12 protein-coding genes are annotated in these 14621 nt (G+C 72.9%); 4 read left to right on the top strand and 8 right to left on the bottom strand.

The features are described 5' to 3' along the window. Positions 1-4: 4 nt before the first annotated feature. Positions 5-610 (bottom strand): TetR/AcrR family transcriptional regulator, encoded by a 606-nt coding sequence (locus FH715_RS11430; protein ID WP_139644040.1) that lies wholly within the window; start codon positions 608-610, stop codon positions 5-7. A 224-nt stretch (positions 611-834) separates the two neighbouring features. Between FH715_RS11430 and FH715_RS11425 the strand changes: the two genes are divergently transcribed. After that, entirely contained in the window at positions 835-1956 is a 1122-nt protein-coding gene (locus FH715_RS11425; protein WP_139644037.1) for an FAD-dependent oxidoreductase, read from the top strand. Positions 1957-2057: 101 nt separating this feature from the next. Further along, on the top strand, positions 2058-3542 hold the full coding sequence (locus FH715_RS11420; protein ID WP_246108690.1) for an MFS transporter: 1485 nt from the start codon (positions 2058-2060) through the stop codon (positions 3540-3542). 10 nt (positions 3543-3552) lie between these two features. Here the strand turns inward: FH715_RS11420 and FH715_RS11415 are convergent, their stop codons facing one another. From FH715_RS11415 to FH715_RS11400, 4 genes are all read right to left on the bottom strand, one after another. Beyond that, positions 3553-4281: a response regulator transcription factor gene (locus FH715_RS11415; RefSeq protein WP_139644034.1), complete on the bottom strand. Its 729-nt coding sequence runs from the start codon at positions 4279-4281 to the stop codon at positions 3553-3555. 63 nt (positions 4282-4344) lie between these two features. After that, complete coding sequence (locus FH715_RS11410) at positions 4345-5010, bottom strand: class I SAM-dependent methyltransferase (RefSeq protein WP_139644031.1); 666 nt, start codon at positions 5008-5010, stop codon at positions 4345-4347. A 104-nt stretch (positions 5011-5114) separates the two neighbouring features. Further along, entirely contained in the window at positions 5115-6359 is a 1245-nt protein-coding gene (locus FH715_RS11405) for a sensor histidine kinase (protein ID WP_139644028.1), read from the bottom strand. A gap of 7 nt (positions 6360-6366) precedes the next feature. Next, positions 6367-8622, bottom strand: coding sequence for an MMPL family transporter (locus FH715_RS11400; protein ID WP_139644026.1), 2256 nt, complete (start codon positions 8620-8622; stop codon positions 6367-6369). A 303-nt stretch (positions 8623-8925) separates the two neighbouring features. Between FH715_RS11400 and FH715_RS11395 the strand changes: the two genes are divergently transcribed. Next, positions 8926-9129, top strand: coding sequence for a hypothetical protein (locus FH715_RS11395; protein WP_139644024.1), 204 nt, complete (start codon positions 8926-8928; stop codon positions 9127-9129). 126 nt (positions 9130-9255) lie between these two features. Here FH715_RS11395 and FH715_RS11390 read toward each other — a convergent pair whose 3' ends face one another. Next, a complete protein-coding gene (locus tag FH715_RS11390) occupies positions 9256-9963 on the bottom strand; it encodes a thioesterase II family protein (RefSeq protein ID WP_170184703.1) in 708 nt (235 codons plus the stop codon). A gap of 262 nt (positions 9964-10225) precedes the next feature. On the opposite strand from FH715_RS11390, the gene FH715_RS11385 reads away from it, so the two are divergent. Further along, on the top strand, positions 10226-10831 hold the full coding sequence (locus tag FH715_RS11385) for a TetR/AcrR family transcriptional regulator (RefSeq protein ID WP_139644020.1): 606 nt from the start codon (positions 10226-10228) through the stop codon (positions 10829-10831). A gap of 97 nt (positions 10832-10928) precedes the next feature. Here the strand turns inward: FH715_RS11385 and FH715_RS11380 are convergent, their stop codons facing one another. Both FH715_RS11380 and FH715_RS11375 read right to left on the bottom strand, forming a co-directional pair. Continuing rightward, the gene (locus tag FH715_RS11380) at positions 10929-12701 is read right to left on the bottom strand and encodes an MFS transporter (RefSeq protein WP_139644017.1); all 1773 of its coding nucleotides are present in this window, start codon (positions 12699-12701) and stop codon (positions 10929-10931) included. A 230-nt stretch (positions 12702-12931) separates the two neighbouring features. After that, positions 12932-14620 (bottom strand): NAD(P)/FAD-dependent oxidoreductase, encoded by a 1689-nt coding sequence (locus tag FH715_RS11375; RefSeq protein WP_139644015.1) that lies wholly within the window; start codon positions 14618-14620, stop codon positions 12932-12934. Position 14621 lies beyond the last annotated feature (1 nt).

Below are 14621 nucleotides of genomic sequence, written 5' to 3'. Positions count from 1 at the left end.
GCGCTCAGCGCTCGGGGGCGGTGGCCCGGATGCCGGCGAGCACGACGCCGACGACGCGCTCCGCGTCCTCGCGGGAGAAGCGGCGCACCCCGCGGTTGACGATCAGATGCACCGGACCGGAGATCATCTCGCCGAGGAACCCGCTGTCCACCGGCGGGAGTTCACCCCGTTCGACGGCGGTCTCCACCCGGCGCGTCATGGCGGCGACCCGCTGGTCGAGGACCCTGGTCAGCGTCCGGATGGTGGGGCTCTGGCGCCCGGGCTGGAGCGCCCGTTCGAGGGTCTGGCCGAACGGCGTCTCCAGCCCGCCGGCGAGGGCGAGCAGGAATTCCACCAGGTCGCGGTGGATGTCGCCGGTGTCGGCGATCGAGGCGAGGTCCTCCGCGTAGCGGAGCAGCGCCTCGACCACCAGCTCCTCGCGGTCGGGCCAGTTGCGGTAGACGCTCGTCTTGTGCACGCCGGCGCACTCCGCGACCTCCTCGTAGCGGAAGCCGGCGATGCCGTCGCGGGCCACCAGCTCCACGGTCGCGTCGAGGATCCTCGTGCGCACCCGTGCGTTGCGCCCGCCGGGGCGGCGCGCCGGCTGCCGGTGAGCGGTGCCGTTGGCCATCGCCGCGTTCCACCTCTCCTCGTTGCCCGGAGCTGATTGTGGCCAGGGGCGGCGTTGCGGTGCAACCGGGTAGTGAGTACGCTCGCTAAAAGCGACAGGTTGTTTCTTTTAGGGGTGGATGGTCGCGGTCCCCGCCTGCCCACCCGCGCGGCGCCGCCGCGGACCGCTCCCTCCTCCTCGCGCCCCTTCTCTCCCGAAGCCCCCTCGATCACTGGAGTGCACCCGTGAAGATCCTCGTCTCCGGCGCCGGCGTCGCCGGACTCGCCTGCGCGCGCGAACTCGCCGTCAGGGGCCACGACATCACCGTCGTCGAGCGCGCCCCCCGACTCCGCGTCACCGGCACCCCCATCGACATCCGCGGCGACGCGATCGAGGCCGTCGAGCGGATGGGGCTGCTCGCCGAGGCGCGACGGCACCGCGTGCGGATGTCCGAGGCCGTCCGCTTCGTCGACGCCGAGGGCACACCCGTGGCCCGGATACCGATGTCCGAGGTCAGCGACTCGGACGACGACATCGAGCTGCTCAGGGGCGACCTGGTACGCCTCCTCGCCGGCGCCCTCCCGGCCGGCGTGGCGATCCGCTTCGGCGACGCGATCGAGAGCCTGGGGAACGCCGGAGACGACGAGGGCGTCGACGCGCGCCTCGCCTCCGGCGACACCGGGCGCTACGACCTGGTGATCGGCGCCGACGGCCAACACTCGGCGGTACGCGGCCTGTTGTTCGGCCCCGAGGAGAAGCACGCGCGCCACCTCGGCGTCTACCTCGCCCTCGCCGCCCTCCCCGACGAGCCCGACGCCGGCGGCCCCAACGCGATCCACAACGTCCCCGGCCGGATGGCCGGCGTCTTCCGCTACGGGGGCGGGGCCGTCGCCGTCTTCCAGTTCCGCTCCGAGAGCACCGACCTCGACCGACGCGACCTGGACGGTCAGAAGCGGGCCCTGCTCGACGCGTTCGACGGCCACCGCTCGTGGCGCATCCCGGAACTCCTCGAAGCGGCCCGCGCCGACCCCGAGTTCTTCCTCACCCCTGCGGCCCAGATCCACCTGCCCGCCTGGCACCGGGGGCGCGCCGTGCTCGTCGGCGACGCCGGCCACTGCGCGGCCTACCTCTCCGGCCGCGGCACCTCCCTCGCCCTCACCGGCGCCCGCTTCCTCGCCGAGGAACTGGAACGCGCCGGCGGCGACCACACCCACGCCTTCCCGCGTTACGAGCGACGGCAACGGCCCTACGTGGACTTCGCCCAGGACAGCGTCCACGGCGGACGGGACCGCATCGTGCCCGCCACCTGGGCCGACATCGCCGCCCGCGACGAGGCGCTGCGGGCCGCCGGAGCCGGCGCGCCCTGACCCCGCCACCCCGCCACGCAACGCCCCGCCCTGCCCGGCGCGCCGCCCGTCCCGGGCCGACCGCCGGGCCCCGAACCCCGACGCGCTGGAGAGTGCACACCGTGAAAGTGACCTCGCGCGACCCCGCCCCCCTCACCCCCGACCACCCCGACCGCCCAGACCACCCGGACCGGCCCGACCGCCCCGAGGCGGCCTGGAGCCGGCGGCTCGTCGGGTGGGCGGTCGTGCTCACCCTCGCCAACGTCCTCGCCGACGTGGCGATCGGCTCCCCGATGATGGTCCTGCCGCAGTTACTCGACCACTTCGACACCGACCAGGCCGCCTGGATCAACGCGAGCGCCATGCTCGCCGGCGCCCTCTGGTCGCCGCTCCTCGCCAAGTGCTCCGACCTCCACGGCAGGCGCCGCACACTCGTCGGCACGCTGGTGCTGGCCTGCGCCGGCGCGCTGGTCTGCCTCGCCGCGCCCAACCTCTGGATCTTCCTGGCCGGCCGCTTCCTCCAGGGCGCCGCCTTCGGCGCCGTCTTCCTCACCGTCGCCCTCGCCCGCCAGATCTGCGCCCCGCGCGTGGCGATGGCCCTCGTCGGGCTGGTGACCTCCGGCTCCTCCGTGGTGGGCGTCGTCGAACCGTTCCTGATGGACCCGGTGATCGAACTCCTCGGCCCGCGCAGCGTGTTCCTGGTGGCCGCGCTGCTCGCCGCCGTCGCGGCGGTGTGCGTGCGCGCGTTCATCCCGGAACCCCCCGTCAGCGGCACCGGGCGGATCGACCTGGCCGGTGCCCTGCTGCTCGGCTGCGGCCTCGGCGGGGTGCTGGCCTACGTAAGCCTCGGCGGCGACCTCGGCTGGCTGAACGGCGGCACGGTCGCGCTGCTGCTCGCCGGCGCCGCCGCGCTGACCGGCTGGGCGTTCCACGCGCTGCGCGTCGACGAACCCGTCATCGACCCGCGGGCACTCACCCGCCCGATCCTGCTGACGCTGCTCGCCCTGGTGCTGGCGGCCGGCTCGTTCCGCGCCATCCTCCAACTGACCAGCATCGTCGCCCAGGTTCCCGCCGGCCTGGGGCTCGGCTACGGCCTCGGCGAGGGGGAGGCGGTCGCCGTGCTGCTGGCCACGCCCAACGCCGGAATCGTCCTCGGCGGCGTCCTCGCCGGCTGGGCCGCGGGCCGCCACGGGCCCGCGTTGCCGCTCCTCGGCGGCATCGCCCTCGGAACGGCGGCGACCCTCGCGATGCTGTCCGGTGTCTCCACGCTGCCGACGGCGATCGCCTGCGGCGCCATGGTCGGCATGGCCGCCGGCGCCATCGGCGCCTCCGGCTACAACATGGTGACCAGCGTCGCCACACCCGAACGGCAGGGCACGGCCGCCGGTCTGGTCTCCGTCGTCCTCGCCCTCGGCTCGGTCGTCTTCACCTTCGCCGGGGGAGAGGTGCTCAAGGCGACCCAGGTGCCCGGCGCGCTCGCCGACGGGGCGCCCGTCAGCTCCGCGACCGGCGTCCACCTCTATGTCGTCCTCGCGGGCGGCCTCTTCGCGCTCGCCGCGGTGCCCGCGCTCCTGCTGGCGCGCGCCACCGCCCGATCCTCGCGCTGACGACGCGGCCCTACCGCGACGGGCCCCCGGCGCCCTCGTCGGGGGCGACGCGGGCCAGGCCCGTCCGGTAGGCGATGACCACGAGCTGCGCCCGGTCGCGGGCCTCCAGCTTCGTCATGGCCCGCTGCACATGGGCCCGGACCGTGAACGGGCTGAGGAACATCCGCTCCGCGATCTCCTGATTCGACAACCCCGTCGCGACCAGTGCCACCATCTCCCGCTCCCGCGGGGTGAGCGCGGCCAGCCGGTCCGCCCCGAGCGGCGGCGCCTGGTCCGGCGTGGCCAGGAAGCGGGCGACGAGCGAACGGGTCGCCGACGGCGACAGCAGCGTGTCGCCGTCGGCGATGGTCCGCACGGCGGCCAGCAGGTCCTCGGCGCCGATGCCCTTGCCGACGAAGCCGCCGGCGCCCGCGCGCAGCGCCTGCGCGACGTACTCGTCCGTCTCGTAGGTGGTGAGCACCAGGATGCGGCTGCCGCGCAGCTCCGGGTCGGCGCAGATCTCGGCGGTGGCCGCGATCCCGTCCATCTCCGGCATCCGGATGTCCATGATCACCACGTCGGGCCGCAGCCGACGGGTCAGCCGCACCGCCTCCCGCCCGTCGGCGGCCTCGCCGACCACCTCGATGTCCTCCGCCGACTCCAGCAGCAGCCGGAACGCCCCGCGCAGCAGGGCCTGGTCGTCGGCGAGGAGGACCCGGACGTGCCCGGCTTCGGACCGCCCGGAAGGCTGCGAGGTCATGCCGGACATCGTAGGCGCCGACGCGACGGCGGAGCGCCCGGCCGCCCCGCGCCGTTCCCCGCCTCAGCGCCGCGTGCCGCGCACCAGCAGGGTGCCGATGTGACCGGGCGTCGGCGCGTCCAGGACCGAGGCGCGCACCTCGGCGAACCCGGCGTCCTCCAGCATGGCCGCCCACGTCTCCGCGGTGTGGCTGTAGCGGTACGTGTACCTCGCCGGGCCGGCGAAGCCGCCCTTGTACATGCCCTGCGGCCCGTACGCCCCCGGAATGGCCGGCGGTTGCGAGAAGACATAACGACCGCCCTCGTTCAACCGGGCGTGCACCAGGGGGAGCAGCCGCTCGGGGGCGCAGAACCAGGCCGCCCCGAAGACCGAGTACACGGCGTCGAAGGTCGCGCTCTCGCCGGCGAGGTGCTCCAGCACCTCGGCGCGGACGAACCGGGCCCCCAGCCCTCCCCAACGCGCCGAGGAGTGCGCGACCATGACGGGCGAGAGATCGACGCCGGTCGCCGCCACCCCGCGCCGCGCCAGACACGCGAGGTTCCGCCCCGTTCCGCACCCGATCTCCAGCACGCTCCCCGGATCGCCGAGCAACTCGACGCCGGGACCGTGGCCTTCGTACTGCGTCCACCGGAACCCCGGCTCGGCCACGTCGCCCGCGTCCCTCACCGCCGACGCGGCGTATGCATCCCACAGTTCGCGTTCCGCGTCGTAGTCGTGCCGAACGGGCAACGGGGCTCCCCTGGTTGGTCGTGAGAGACGGGGGACGCGCCCCCGAGCGCCGGAGGCAGGATACTCCGTCGACTACGCCGCGGTGCGCGGCCGATCGCCGAGCGTCACCGAGCGCCGTCCGGAGGCCGGTCGGGCGCCGGGGGCGTTCCCGTGGAGCGGAGGGGGTCCCTGGACGGGGGGAGGGGGAGGCGGGCGGTCACGAGGAAGCCGCCCTCGGGGCGGTGGGTGGCGGTGAGGTGGCCGCCGGCCGCGGTGGCGCGTTCGCGCATCCCGATCAGGCCGTAGCCGGGCGTGTGGTCCGGCGGGGTGACGCCGGGGCCGTCGTCGGAGACCGCGAGGGTCAACTGGTCGCGCGCCCAGGACAGTCGGAGCCGGGCGGACCCGGTGCCGGCGTGCTTGGTCACGTTGGTCAGCGCCTCCTGGGCGATGCGGTAGGCCGTGAGGTCCACCCCGGGAGGCAGGGGCCGCGCCGTGCCCTCGTGGCGCACCGTCACCTCAAGACCCGCCGTGCGGAAGGACTCCAGCAGGGTGGGCAGCCGGGCGAGCCCGGGCGCCGGTTCCTCGGGGCCGGCCACGTCCCCGGTGCGGCGCAACAGGCCGACGGTGGCGCGCAGTTCGTCGAGGGCGTTGCTCGTGGTCTCGACGAGCTCGTCGAGGCTGGCGCGGGTCTGCTCGGGCCGGGTGTCGAACAGGTGGGCCGCGACCGACGCCTGGGCGTGGGCCAGGGTGATCTGATGAGCCACCAGATCGTGCAACTCCCGGGCGATGCGCACCCGTTCCTCGTCCACCCGGCGGCGCGCCTCGCTCTCCCTGCTCTCCTCGGCGCGCGCCGCGCGCTCCTGAACGGCCGTCAGATAGGCGCGCCGGTTCCGTGTCGAGCGGCCGAGCACGCCGGCCATCAACGGGATCACCGCCATCGTTCCCATCCGGCTGGCGTCCTGCCACGACAGTTCGCCGAAGAGCGGGGTGGAGGCGAGCAGCAGCGCCGCCGCGCTGAGCGAGACCCCGCCCGCGGCGCGCCGTTCGCCGGGCGCGGCGAGCGCGAACGCGTGCGCGGCGACCACGGCGGGCGCCACGATCGGCGGGCTGAGCAGCAGCCCGAGGAACGGGACGAGTACCCCGATCGCCGTCGTGGCCGCCAGGGTCGCCAGCGGCGCCCGGTGCCGCGCGGGGAGCACGGCACAGGACGCCAGGGCGACGAGGTAGGCGGCGGGCGGCGGCGCCGACAGGGTGTCGTCGACGTGGATCACGCCGCCGAAGAGGCAGAGCACGAACGCCGTTCCGAGGACCGCGCCCTCCCGCCACCGCGCGCCGCGCGCGCGTGGGCCGCCGCCTTCGCCGCGTGTCACGGCCGGCTCAGCGCCGGTGCCGGCTGACGGGGAGCGGCGCCGCGGCCGGCTCCGTTCCGGTGGCGGGGGCCGGCTCCCGCCGGTCCAGGCCCTCACCTTCGATGTCCACACTGGGCAGCACGCGGCCCAGGATACGGGGCATCCACCAGGCGCGGTGGCCCAGCAGCGCCAGAACGGCGGGGGCGATCGCCATGCGGACGACGAAGGCGTCGAACGCGACGGCGGCGGCCAGCCCGACGCCCATCGTCTGGATCGTCGGGCTGCTCATCCCGATGAACCCGGCGAAGACACTGACCATGATGACCGCCGCCGCGGCGACCACGCGTCCGCTGTGCCGGAAGCCGCTCACGACCGCCTCGTCGGGGGAGGCGCCGCGCACATACGCCTCGCGCATCCGGCTGAGCAGGAAGACCTCGTAGTCCATGGCCAGGCCGAAGACGATCCCGATGATCAGGATCGGCATCAGCGACATCACGGGCCCGGTCTGCTCGATGCCGACGAGGTCGGCCGCCCAGCCCCACTGGAAGACGGCGACGAGCACCCCGAACGCGGCGCCCACCGACAGCAGGAAGCCGAGCGCGGCCTTGACCGGGACCAGGACCGAGCGGAAGACGACCGCGAGCAGCAGCACCGCCAGGCCGATGACGACGGTCAGATAGGGCAGGAGTGCGTCGGACATCGCCTCGGAGATGTCGATGTTCATCGCGGTCGTGCCGGTGACCAGGACGCGTGAGCCCGTGTCGGTCTCGACGGCGGAGAGCGCCTCCCTGAGGGCGCCGACCAGTTCCTTGGTCTCGCCGCTGTTCGGCGCGGTCTCCGGGACGGCGGTCAGCAGGGCGGTGTCCCCGTCCTCGCCGAGGACCGGTTCCCCGACGGAGGCGACGCCCTCCACCTCCCGCACGGTCTCGACCACCAGGTCCGCCGTGGCCCGGGTCTCCCCGGACTCGGCGGTGTCGACGACCACCGTCAGCGGGCCGTTGAAGCCGGGGCCGAAGCCCTCGGAGAGCAGGTCGTAGGCGCGGCGTTCGGTGGTCTCCACGGACTTGGACTCGTCGCCCGGCAGGCCGAGTTGGAGCTGGAACGCCGGCAGGGCGACGGCGCCGAGGCCGAGCCCGGCGACCAGCAGCACGGCCACCGGCCGGCGCAGCACCAGGCCCGCCCAGCGGACGCCGAGCCCCGGCCTGGCGGAGCGGACGGCCACGGTCTCGGGGTGCCCGTTCCGCTCGGGCCCCGCGGCACTCCGGCGGGCGGCGCGGGCGAGCACCCGATCGCCGAACGACCCGAAGAGCGCCGGCACCAGCGTCAGCGCGACCAGCACCGCCAGCGCGACGGCCCCGGCGCCGCCCAGACCCATCCGGGTCAGCTCGGGGATGCCGACGACGCCGAGCCCGACGAGGGCGATGAAGACCGTCGCGCCGGCGAAGACGACGGCGGACCCCGCCGTGCCGACCGCGCGCCCCGCGGCCTCCTCCGGCACATGGCCCCGGGACCGCTCGTCGCGGTAGCGGGAGGTGATGAACAGCGCGTAGTCGATGCCGACGGCGAGCCCCAGCATCAACGCCAGGATGGCGACGGTGGACGTCAGCCCCAGCGGAACGGCCAGCGCGGAGACCAGGCCGAAGGCGATGGCCACGCCCACCAGGGCGGTCAGCAGCGACAGCCCGGCCGCGACCACGGAGCCGAGTGCGACGACCAGCACGACCGCCGCCACCGCGACGCCGATGATCTCCGTCGTGCCGCCCGGCTCCTCCTCCGAGTCGAGGGCGGAGCCGCCGACCTCGACGGTCAGCCCCGCGTCCGCGGCCCGGTCGGCGGCCTCGCCGAGGGCGTCCCTGGACGCGTCGGTCAGGTCGAGGGCGTCCACGTCGTAGGCGACGGTGGAGTAGGCGATGGTGCCGTCCTCGCTGACGGCCCCCGTCTCGTAGGGGTCCGTGGCCGAGGCGACCTGCTCGCCCGTGCCCAGTGCGCCCAGCGTCTCCTCGACGACGGCCCGGTGCTCGGCGGCCGTCACCCGCTGCCCGTCGGGGGCGCGGAAGACGACGCGGGCCTCGGCGCCCTGCGCGTTGCTCTCGGGGAAACGTTCGCCCAGCAGGTCGAACGCCTCCTGGGACTCGGTGCCGGGCATGGAGAGGTCCTCCTCCTCAGCCGCCGGCGCCACGGCGGCGGCGAGGACGGCCACCAGCAGGGCCCCCAGCCAGAGGCCGCCCACGAGCCGGCGCCGCCGGAAGGCCCACCGCCCGATCCGATAGAGAGAGTTCGCCATCCGTAGATCACTCCAGACACCGTGAGAGAGGGCGGGAACGCGGGATTCGCGCGTGCCGTCCACACTTCCGTCCGGGGCGCCGCGGGACATCGTGCGTCGTCGCCGTCTTCCCCTGGTGCGGGGGGACCGGCGGCGCGGCGGGTCTGGTGCGTACGCACTACAGGCGGGTCCCCGGCGGCTCCGTCGCGCCGTCGCCCGGGTGTGGGAGACCGGCGAGAGGGGACCGGCGCGGCCGAGGGGAGTGGCCCCCCGCACCGTTCCCGGCGCTGCGGGGCCCCGGTGGGGGTGGGGGACACTGGGGCCATGGCGAAGTGCGTGAAGTGCGGTGCGGACAAGCGCCGTTGGCCCCGTTCGTGCCCCAAGTGCCGCCATGGCGCCGGCCGCCGGGACGACGCCACGGACACGGCGGCCACCGCCACCGACCTGGCCGCTTCGGCGGGCCTCTTCGGCGGGATCTGGCGCGGCGTTATGACGGCGGTCCGCTGGGTGGTGCGGGCCCTCACCTGAGCGGAGCCGGCGGTGCGCGGAGCCATGAACCCCGACGGTCCTCCTCGGGTGAACGCGGCTCTTCGGCGGCGCCCCGCCGAATGCCGCCGGGTGTCCCGCGGCCGGGACCGTTGTCGGCCGCCCGGGTCAGCGGCCGGAGTGGGAAGCCAGTTCCCTGGTCAATTCCCGAAGGAACCCGGGGTGGTCGAGGAGCATGTGACCGGCCGCCACGGAGACGAGGCGGCACGGGGCCGAGGTCTCCTCGGCCCAGCGACGCTGCCCCTCCGCGGTGGCGATGGGGTCGAGGCTCCCGACGGCCACCCAGATCGGACAGGTCAGGGACGGGCCGGGGGCGCGCACGTACTCCTCGACCATCTTCATGTCGGCGCGCAGCGGCGGCAGCAGAAGCTCCAGCAGCTCCCCGTCCCGCGCGAGGGCCGGCGGGATGCCGTCCAGGAGCCGCAGGCGGTCGAGCAACCGGGCGGTGGGCAGCGCGTGCACGGCTGGCCCCGGCGCGGGGACGGCGGGGCCGTCCCGCCCCGAGACCAGCAGCGCGCTCGGCGGGGTGCCGGCGGCGGTGAGTTCCCGGGCCAGCTCGAAGGCGAGCAGCGCGCCGAAGCTGTGGCCGAAGAGCGCGAACGGGTCGTTGACCAGCGGTCGGACCCGGGCGGTGAGGTCGGCGACGACCTGGCGCAGGTCGGTGGACAGGGGTTCGCCGCGTCGGGTGCCGTGCCCCGGAAGTTCCGTGGGGACGACCTCGGCGACCCGCGCGAGCCCGCGCCGCCACGGGTGGTACACGACCGCGCTACCGCCCGCGTGCGGCAGGCAGAAAAGCCGAAGTGGACGAGTGGTCACGGGGGTTGTCCCTTCGAAGGCGGCGTCTCGCCGGTGCGGTAGTGGAGGCTCGGTGCCGCGTGGGACCCGGCAACTCCTCTCCGTCGGAGGGGTTATCCGGTGAAACCTGTCATAGGTTGCCAGTCCCGGGGGCTTCTTTGTAAGCTCAACGAGTTATCAGGAATTGGGGGTTGGATGGAGGTCATCTTCCCCCGTTGTGTGGGGCGCCGAAGCCATCGTTTTCCGAGCGTCTCGGCGAGGCTGTACGGCTGGAGAGGAAGACATGTCCAGACGCCCGGGAAGGCGAAGCGGTTTCAGCGGCAGCCGAGAGGAAATTCTCAGAGCGGCTCGCATGAAGTTCGCTGAGCGCGGATATGACGGTACGACAGTGCGGGGCATTGCCGAGGAGGCCAAGGTCGACTCCGCTCTCGTGCACCACTTCTTCAAATCGAAAGAAGGCGTGTTCGCCGCCGCGATGGAAGATGCCCTTCGTATTGGCGAAGTGATGCCCTCGCTATTGGCGGACGGTCTCGACGGCATCGGCGAAAGACTGTTGCGCACCTTCTTCACGCTCTGGGAGTCCCAGGACAAACGGGAGACCATGGTCGCCGTCATCCGTTCGGCCACCTCGCACGACGAAGCGGTGCGCATGCTGCGCGCGTTCGTCAGCACCGAGGTCATCGGCCGGCTCGCCGAGGCCATCGAGCGGCCCAACGCCTCGATGCGTGCGGCCCTGGTCGGCTCCCAGCTGATCGGCCTGATCATGATCCGCTACATCGTCCGGGTGAACCCGATCGCCTCCGCCGACACGGAGACGCTGGTGGCCGCCTACGCCCCGGTGATCCAGCGCTATCTGACGGCCGAGTTGGACCTGCCCGGCGGCGAGTGAGGGGGCACGACTCCCGAGGCGCGAGCCCGGGGGAGGGGCCGCGGTCGCTCAGGCGACCGCGGCCCCTCGATGTCCCGGCGGGATCTGGCCGCGGGGGTCAGCCGACGCCGCCGGGGGTCACACCTCCCTTGGGCCTCACCTTCGGGAGGGCGAGTGTCAGCAGCAGGCCGGCCCCGAAGACGCCGACCTGCCACCAGACAGCCTGCTGGTAGCTCTGTGCGAAGTTGGTCTTGAGCGCCAGCGGCGCCGCCTCCTCCTCGATCGCCTGCGCCGTCAGCTGCTTGGCCTCGTCGGGCAGGGGGCTGGCGGCCAGCCGTTCCCGCATCGCCTCGCAGCTCTCCGGGCTCTCCGAGAGGTCCTGGGACTGCGCGCGGTCGTCGAAGCACTGGCCGAAGCCGGCCACGATCTCCTCGACCGCCGGCTCGGGAAGCCCCTGCTCGACCAGGGAGGTCCGGAGCCCGGGTTCGGTCTCCTCCAGTGAGCGCTGCGCGTTGTCGCCGATGAACCCGAAGAACAGCACGCCGATCACGGCGATGCCGATCGCCGAGCCGACCTGCTGCGCGGTGGCGAGCACGCCGGACGCCGTGCCGGCGTCCTCGGACCTGATGCTCGCGATGACCACGCTGATCACGGGGGCCAGGAAGAAGCCGCCGCCGAGGCCGGCCACCATCAGCGCCGGCGCCAGCTGCCAGCCGCGCAGGTCCGTCTCCACAATGTTGACGGTGATGATCACGCCCACCATGCCGAGGGTCATCAGCGTCAGCCCGAGGGTCAGCGTCCAGGTGCCGAGTTTCTTCACCACCTGCGCCGACCGCCCCGATCCCGCGCCCACCATGGCGGCGAACCACAGCAGCGCGGCGCCCGCCCCGATGGCCGAGTACTCGAAGGCCACCTGGAGCGTCATGACGCTGATGAAGAAGAACGCCGGCACACCCATGAAGACGACCAGGTTCACCAGCAGGCCCATGGTGAAGCCGCGCTGCCGGAAGAGCGTGGTGCGCAGCAGCGGGGTGCCGACCGAGCGCGCGGTCAACCGGCGTTCGTAGAGGTAGAACAGGCCGAGGACCAGCAGGCTGCCGCCCATCATCCAGAAGGTCCAGGCCGGCCAGTCCTCCTCCTGGCCGAGCACCAGCGGCAGCACCAGCAGGAACAGCCCGGTGGTGACCAGCAGGGCGCCGACCACGTCCAGGCGTGGCGCGCCGAGCGCACGGGACTCGCCGATCACCCCCACGCCGAGGAGCAGGGCGGCGATCCCGATCGGAACGTTGACGTAGAAGATCATGCGCCAGTCGGTTCCGAAGAGGTCAAGCTCGATCAGCGAGCCGCCCAGCACGGGACCGCAGACCATGGCCAGGCCCACGCAGGCGCCGTAGATGGCCAGCGCCTTCGGGCGCTCCCTCTTCGGGAAGGTGGTCTGGAGGATGGACAGTGCCTGCGGGAACATCAATCCCGCGCAGATGCCCTGGAAGATCCGGGACGCCACGAGGAAGGGCGCGTCCGGGGCGGCGCCGCAGAGCGCCGAGGCCAAGGTGAAGCCGGTCAGCCCGATCAGGAAGACCCGCTTGCGGCCGTAGAGGTCCCCGAGCCTGCCTCCGGTGATCAGGACACAGGCGAAGGCCAGCGAGTAGCCGGCGATGATCAGCTCCAGCTGGGCCGAACTGGCGCCGAGGTCCGCCTGGATGGGCGGCACCGCCACCATCACGATGGTGGTGTCCAGCATTTGCATGAAGACGCCGGACAACACGATGGTCAGGGCCAGCCAGCGGTTGCGGGGGGCGGCCTGGTCCAAGCCGTCGTCCTCGGCGTCGGGCCGCTCCGGCCCGGATGCCAGCTCCTCCTGGCCGTCGCTGCCGACGGGTGTCTGTCCCATGGCGTCATCTCCAGCTCATCGTGTGTCACAAGAACTAACTCATCAGGGAATTAATATAAGGGCGCGGCCCGGCGCCCCGCAACAGTCCTGCGGCCGGCGGCTCTTGACGATCGGTCCGTCGGCACACCGGGCCGACCGCGGGCGATCGGCGCCGCCTACGGCGACGCCCCGAGCCGTGGTCGACTCGGGGCGCGCGGGGGAGGGGAGGCCGAAGGGTGCGGAGCGGTCGGTCAGATGGCCCGCTTGACGCGGACCCCCGCCCTGGCGATGTCCTTGACGGTGCCCAGCATCAGGTCCCTCGTGTCGGGCGGTGCCTTGGTGAACGCCCAGCGGGCGACCGCCCCGACCATCTTGGGCGTCGGATTGATGAAGGGCAGGTCACGCCGTTGGAAACCCATGGCGGGCGGGAAGTAGTCGGCGCTCTCCAGCATGGCGAAGATGGTGTCGCTGGCCCGCTCGGGAGTGGTCACCCCCTTCTCCACCGCCTCGCACTCGGCGACCGTGGTGTCGAAGAGCTTCCGGTACTCGTCGTGGTCCGGCCACCACAGCCCGGTGTTCGTCGCCTGTTCCATGGCGTGGAACGAGGCGTCGCTGCCTGTCCTGCGGAACTGGTTGAGCGCCCGCAGGATGCGGAACGCGCCCATGTTGGAGCCCATCGCCCAGACGCGGAACACCGCGTTCCACAGCTGGTAGTGGTCGAAGGAGATGAACGCGCTGTTGACCAGCTCGTCGTTGTAGTCGAGCAGGCCCTGCTCCAGCTGTTCGACGTACTCGAAGCGCTCCCGGGTGAACACGTCGTCCTTCAACGCCGCCATCAGCCGGTGCGCCAGCGCGTTGATGACCTCGGCCGTGTTGGACAGGCCGCGCGAGAAGAGCGGGTCGAGGAAGCCGGCCGCGTGCGACATGAGGCACCAGCGGTCGCCGACCGAGGCCTTGGACGAGTACTGGAGCCGGTCGGTCGAGACCCAGGGCCGCACCGCACGCGCCCCGGTGAACTGCCGCTCCACCGCGGGGAAGCGGGCGGCGAACGCGTGGAACTCCTCCTCGGGGGAGAGGGCGGTGTCCTTCGGGTACTTCCGCGGGTCCATCGTCAGGCCGACGCTGACCAGCGGATTGGTCGAGTGCGGATTGTTGTTGAACGGGATGACCCAGAACCAGCCGCGGTCGAAGAGGTGGTGCATCGTCCCCTCCCACCAGCGCTTCGGCGGGCGGTCCCGCTTGGCGTGGCGGAGGACGTCGTCGGTGATCGGCACGTCGATCATGTGCGTGAACAGCGAGCGCGAGTGGTGCTTGAACCGGCTCGGCTTCTCCCGCAGCTCCAGCTTCTCGGCGAGCGGCGACCTGAAGCCGCTGGCGTCCACCAGGAACCGGCCCCGGAAGACCTCGTCGTTGGTGGAGATGACCGCGATGCCCTTGTCCTCGATCTCCACCTCCTTGACCCGCATACCCAACCGCTGGTCGCAGCCGTAGCGCACCGCGGCGTTGAAGAGGTAGGTGTCGGTGTCCTGGCGGTAGAGGTGGCCGGTCTTGTTGAAGATGCCGGGCGTGGAGAACTGGTTGCTCTCCCTCGGGTCGGGCTCGGTGTCCTCCTGGTGCCGCATGAAGCCGAAGTGCTTCTTCCAGCCGAAGGACGTGCTGATCTCCTTGTTGCAGCTGTCGTATGACGAGAGCGTCGCGATCTCCGGCACGTCGTACCGCTCCGCGATGCTGCGCAGCGCGAGCAGGGTGTAGGGGATCATCGACTCGCCGACGGCGAAGCGGGGGTGGCTGCCCGCGTCGACGATCAGGGTGCGCGCCCCGTGCCTGGCCATGATCGCCCCGAGGATGGAGCCGGCCAGCCCCGCCCCCAGGATGATCACGTCGTATTCCGGTCCCTTCACCAGGGCCGGGGCTTTCGTCTGCGCCGGTTGGTCCTTCATG

The organism is Streptomyces sedi (assembly GCF_006335015.1).
Lineage (GTDB): Bacteria > Actinomycetota > Actinomycetes > Streptomycetales > Streptomycetaceae > Streptomyces > Streptomyces sedi.
The sequence above is the reverse complement of the archived record's forward strand: the minus strand, read 5'-3'. Positions and strand labels throughout refer to the sequence as shown.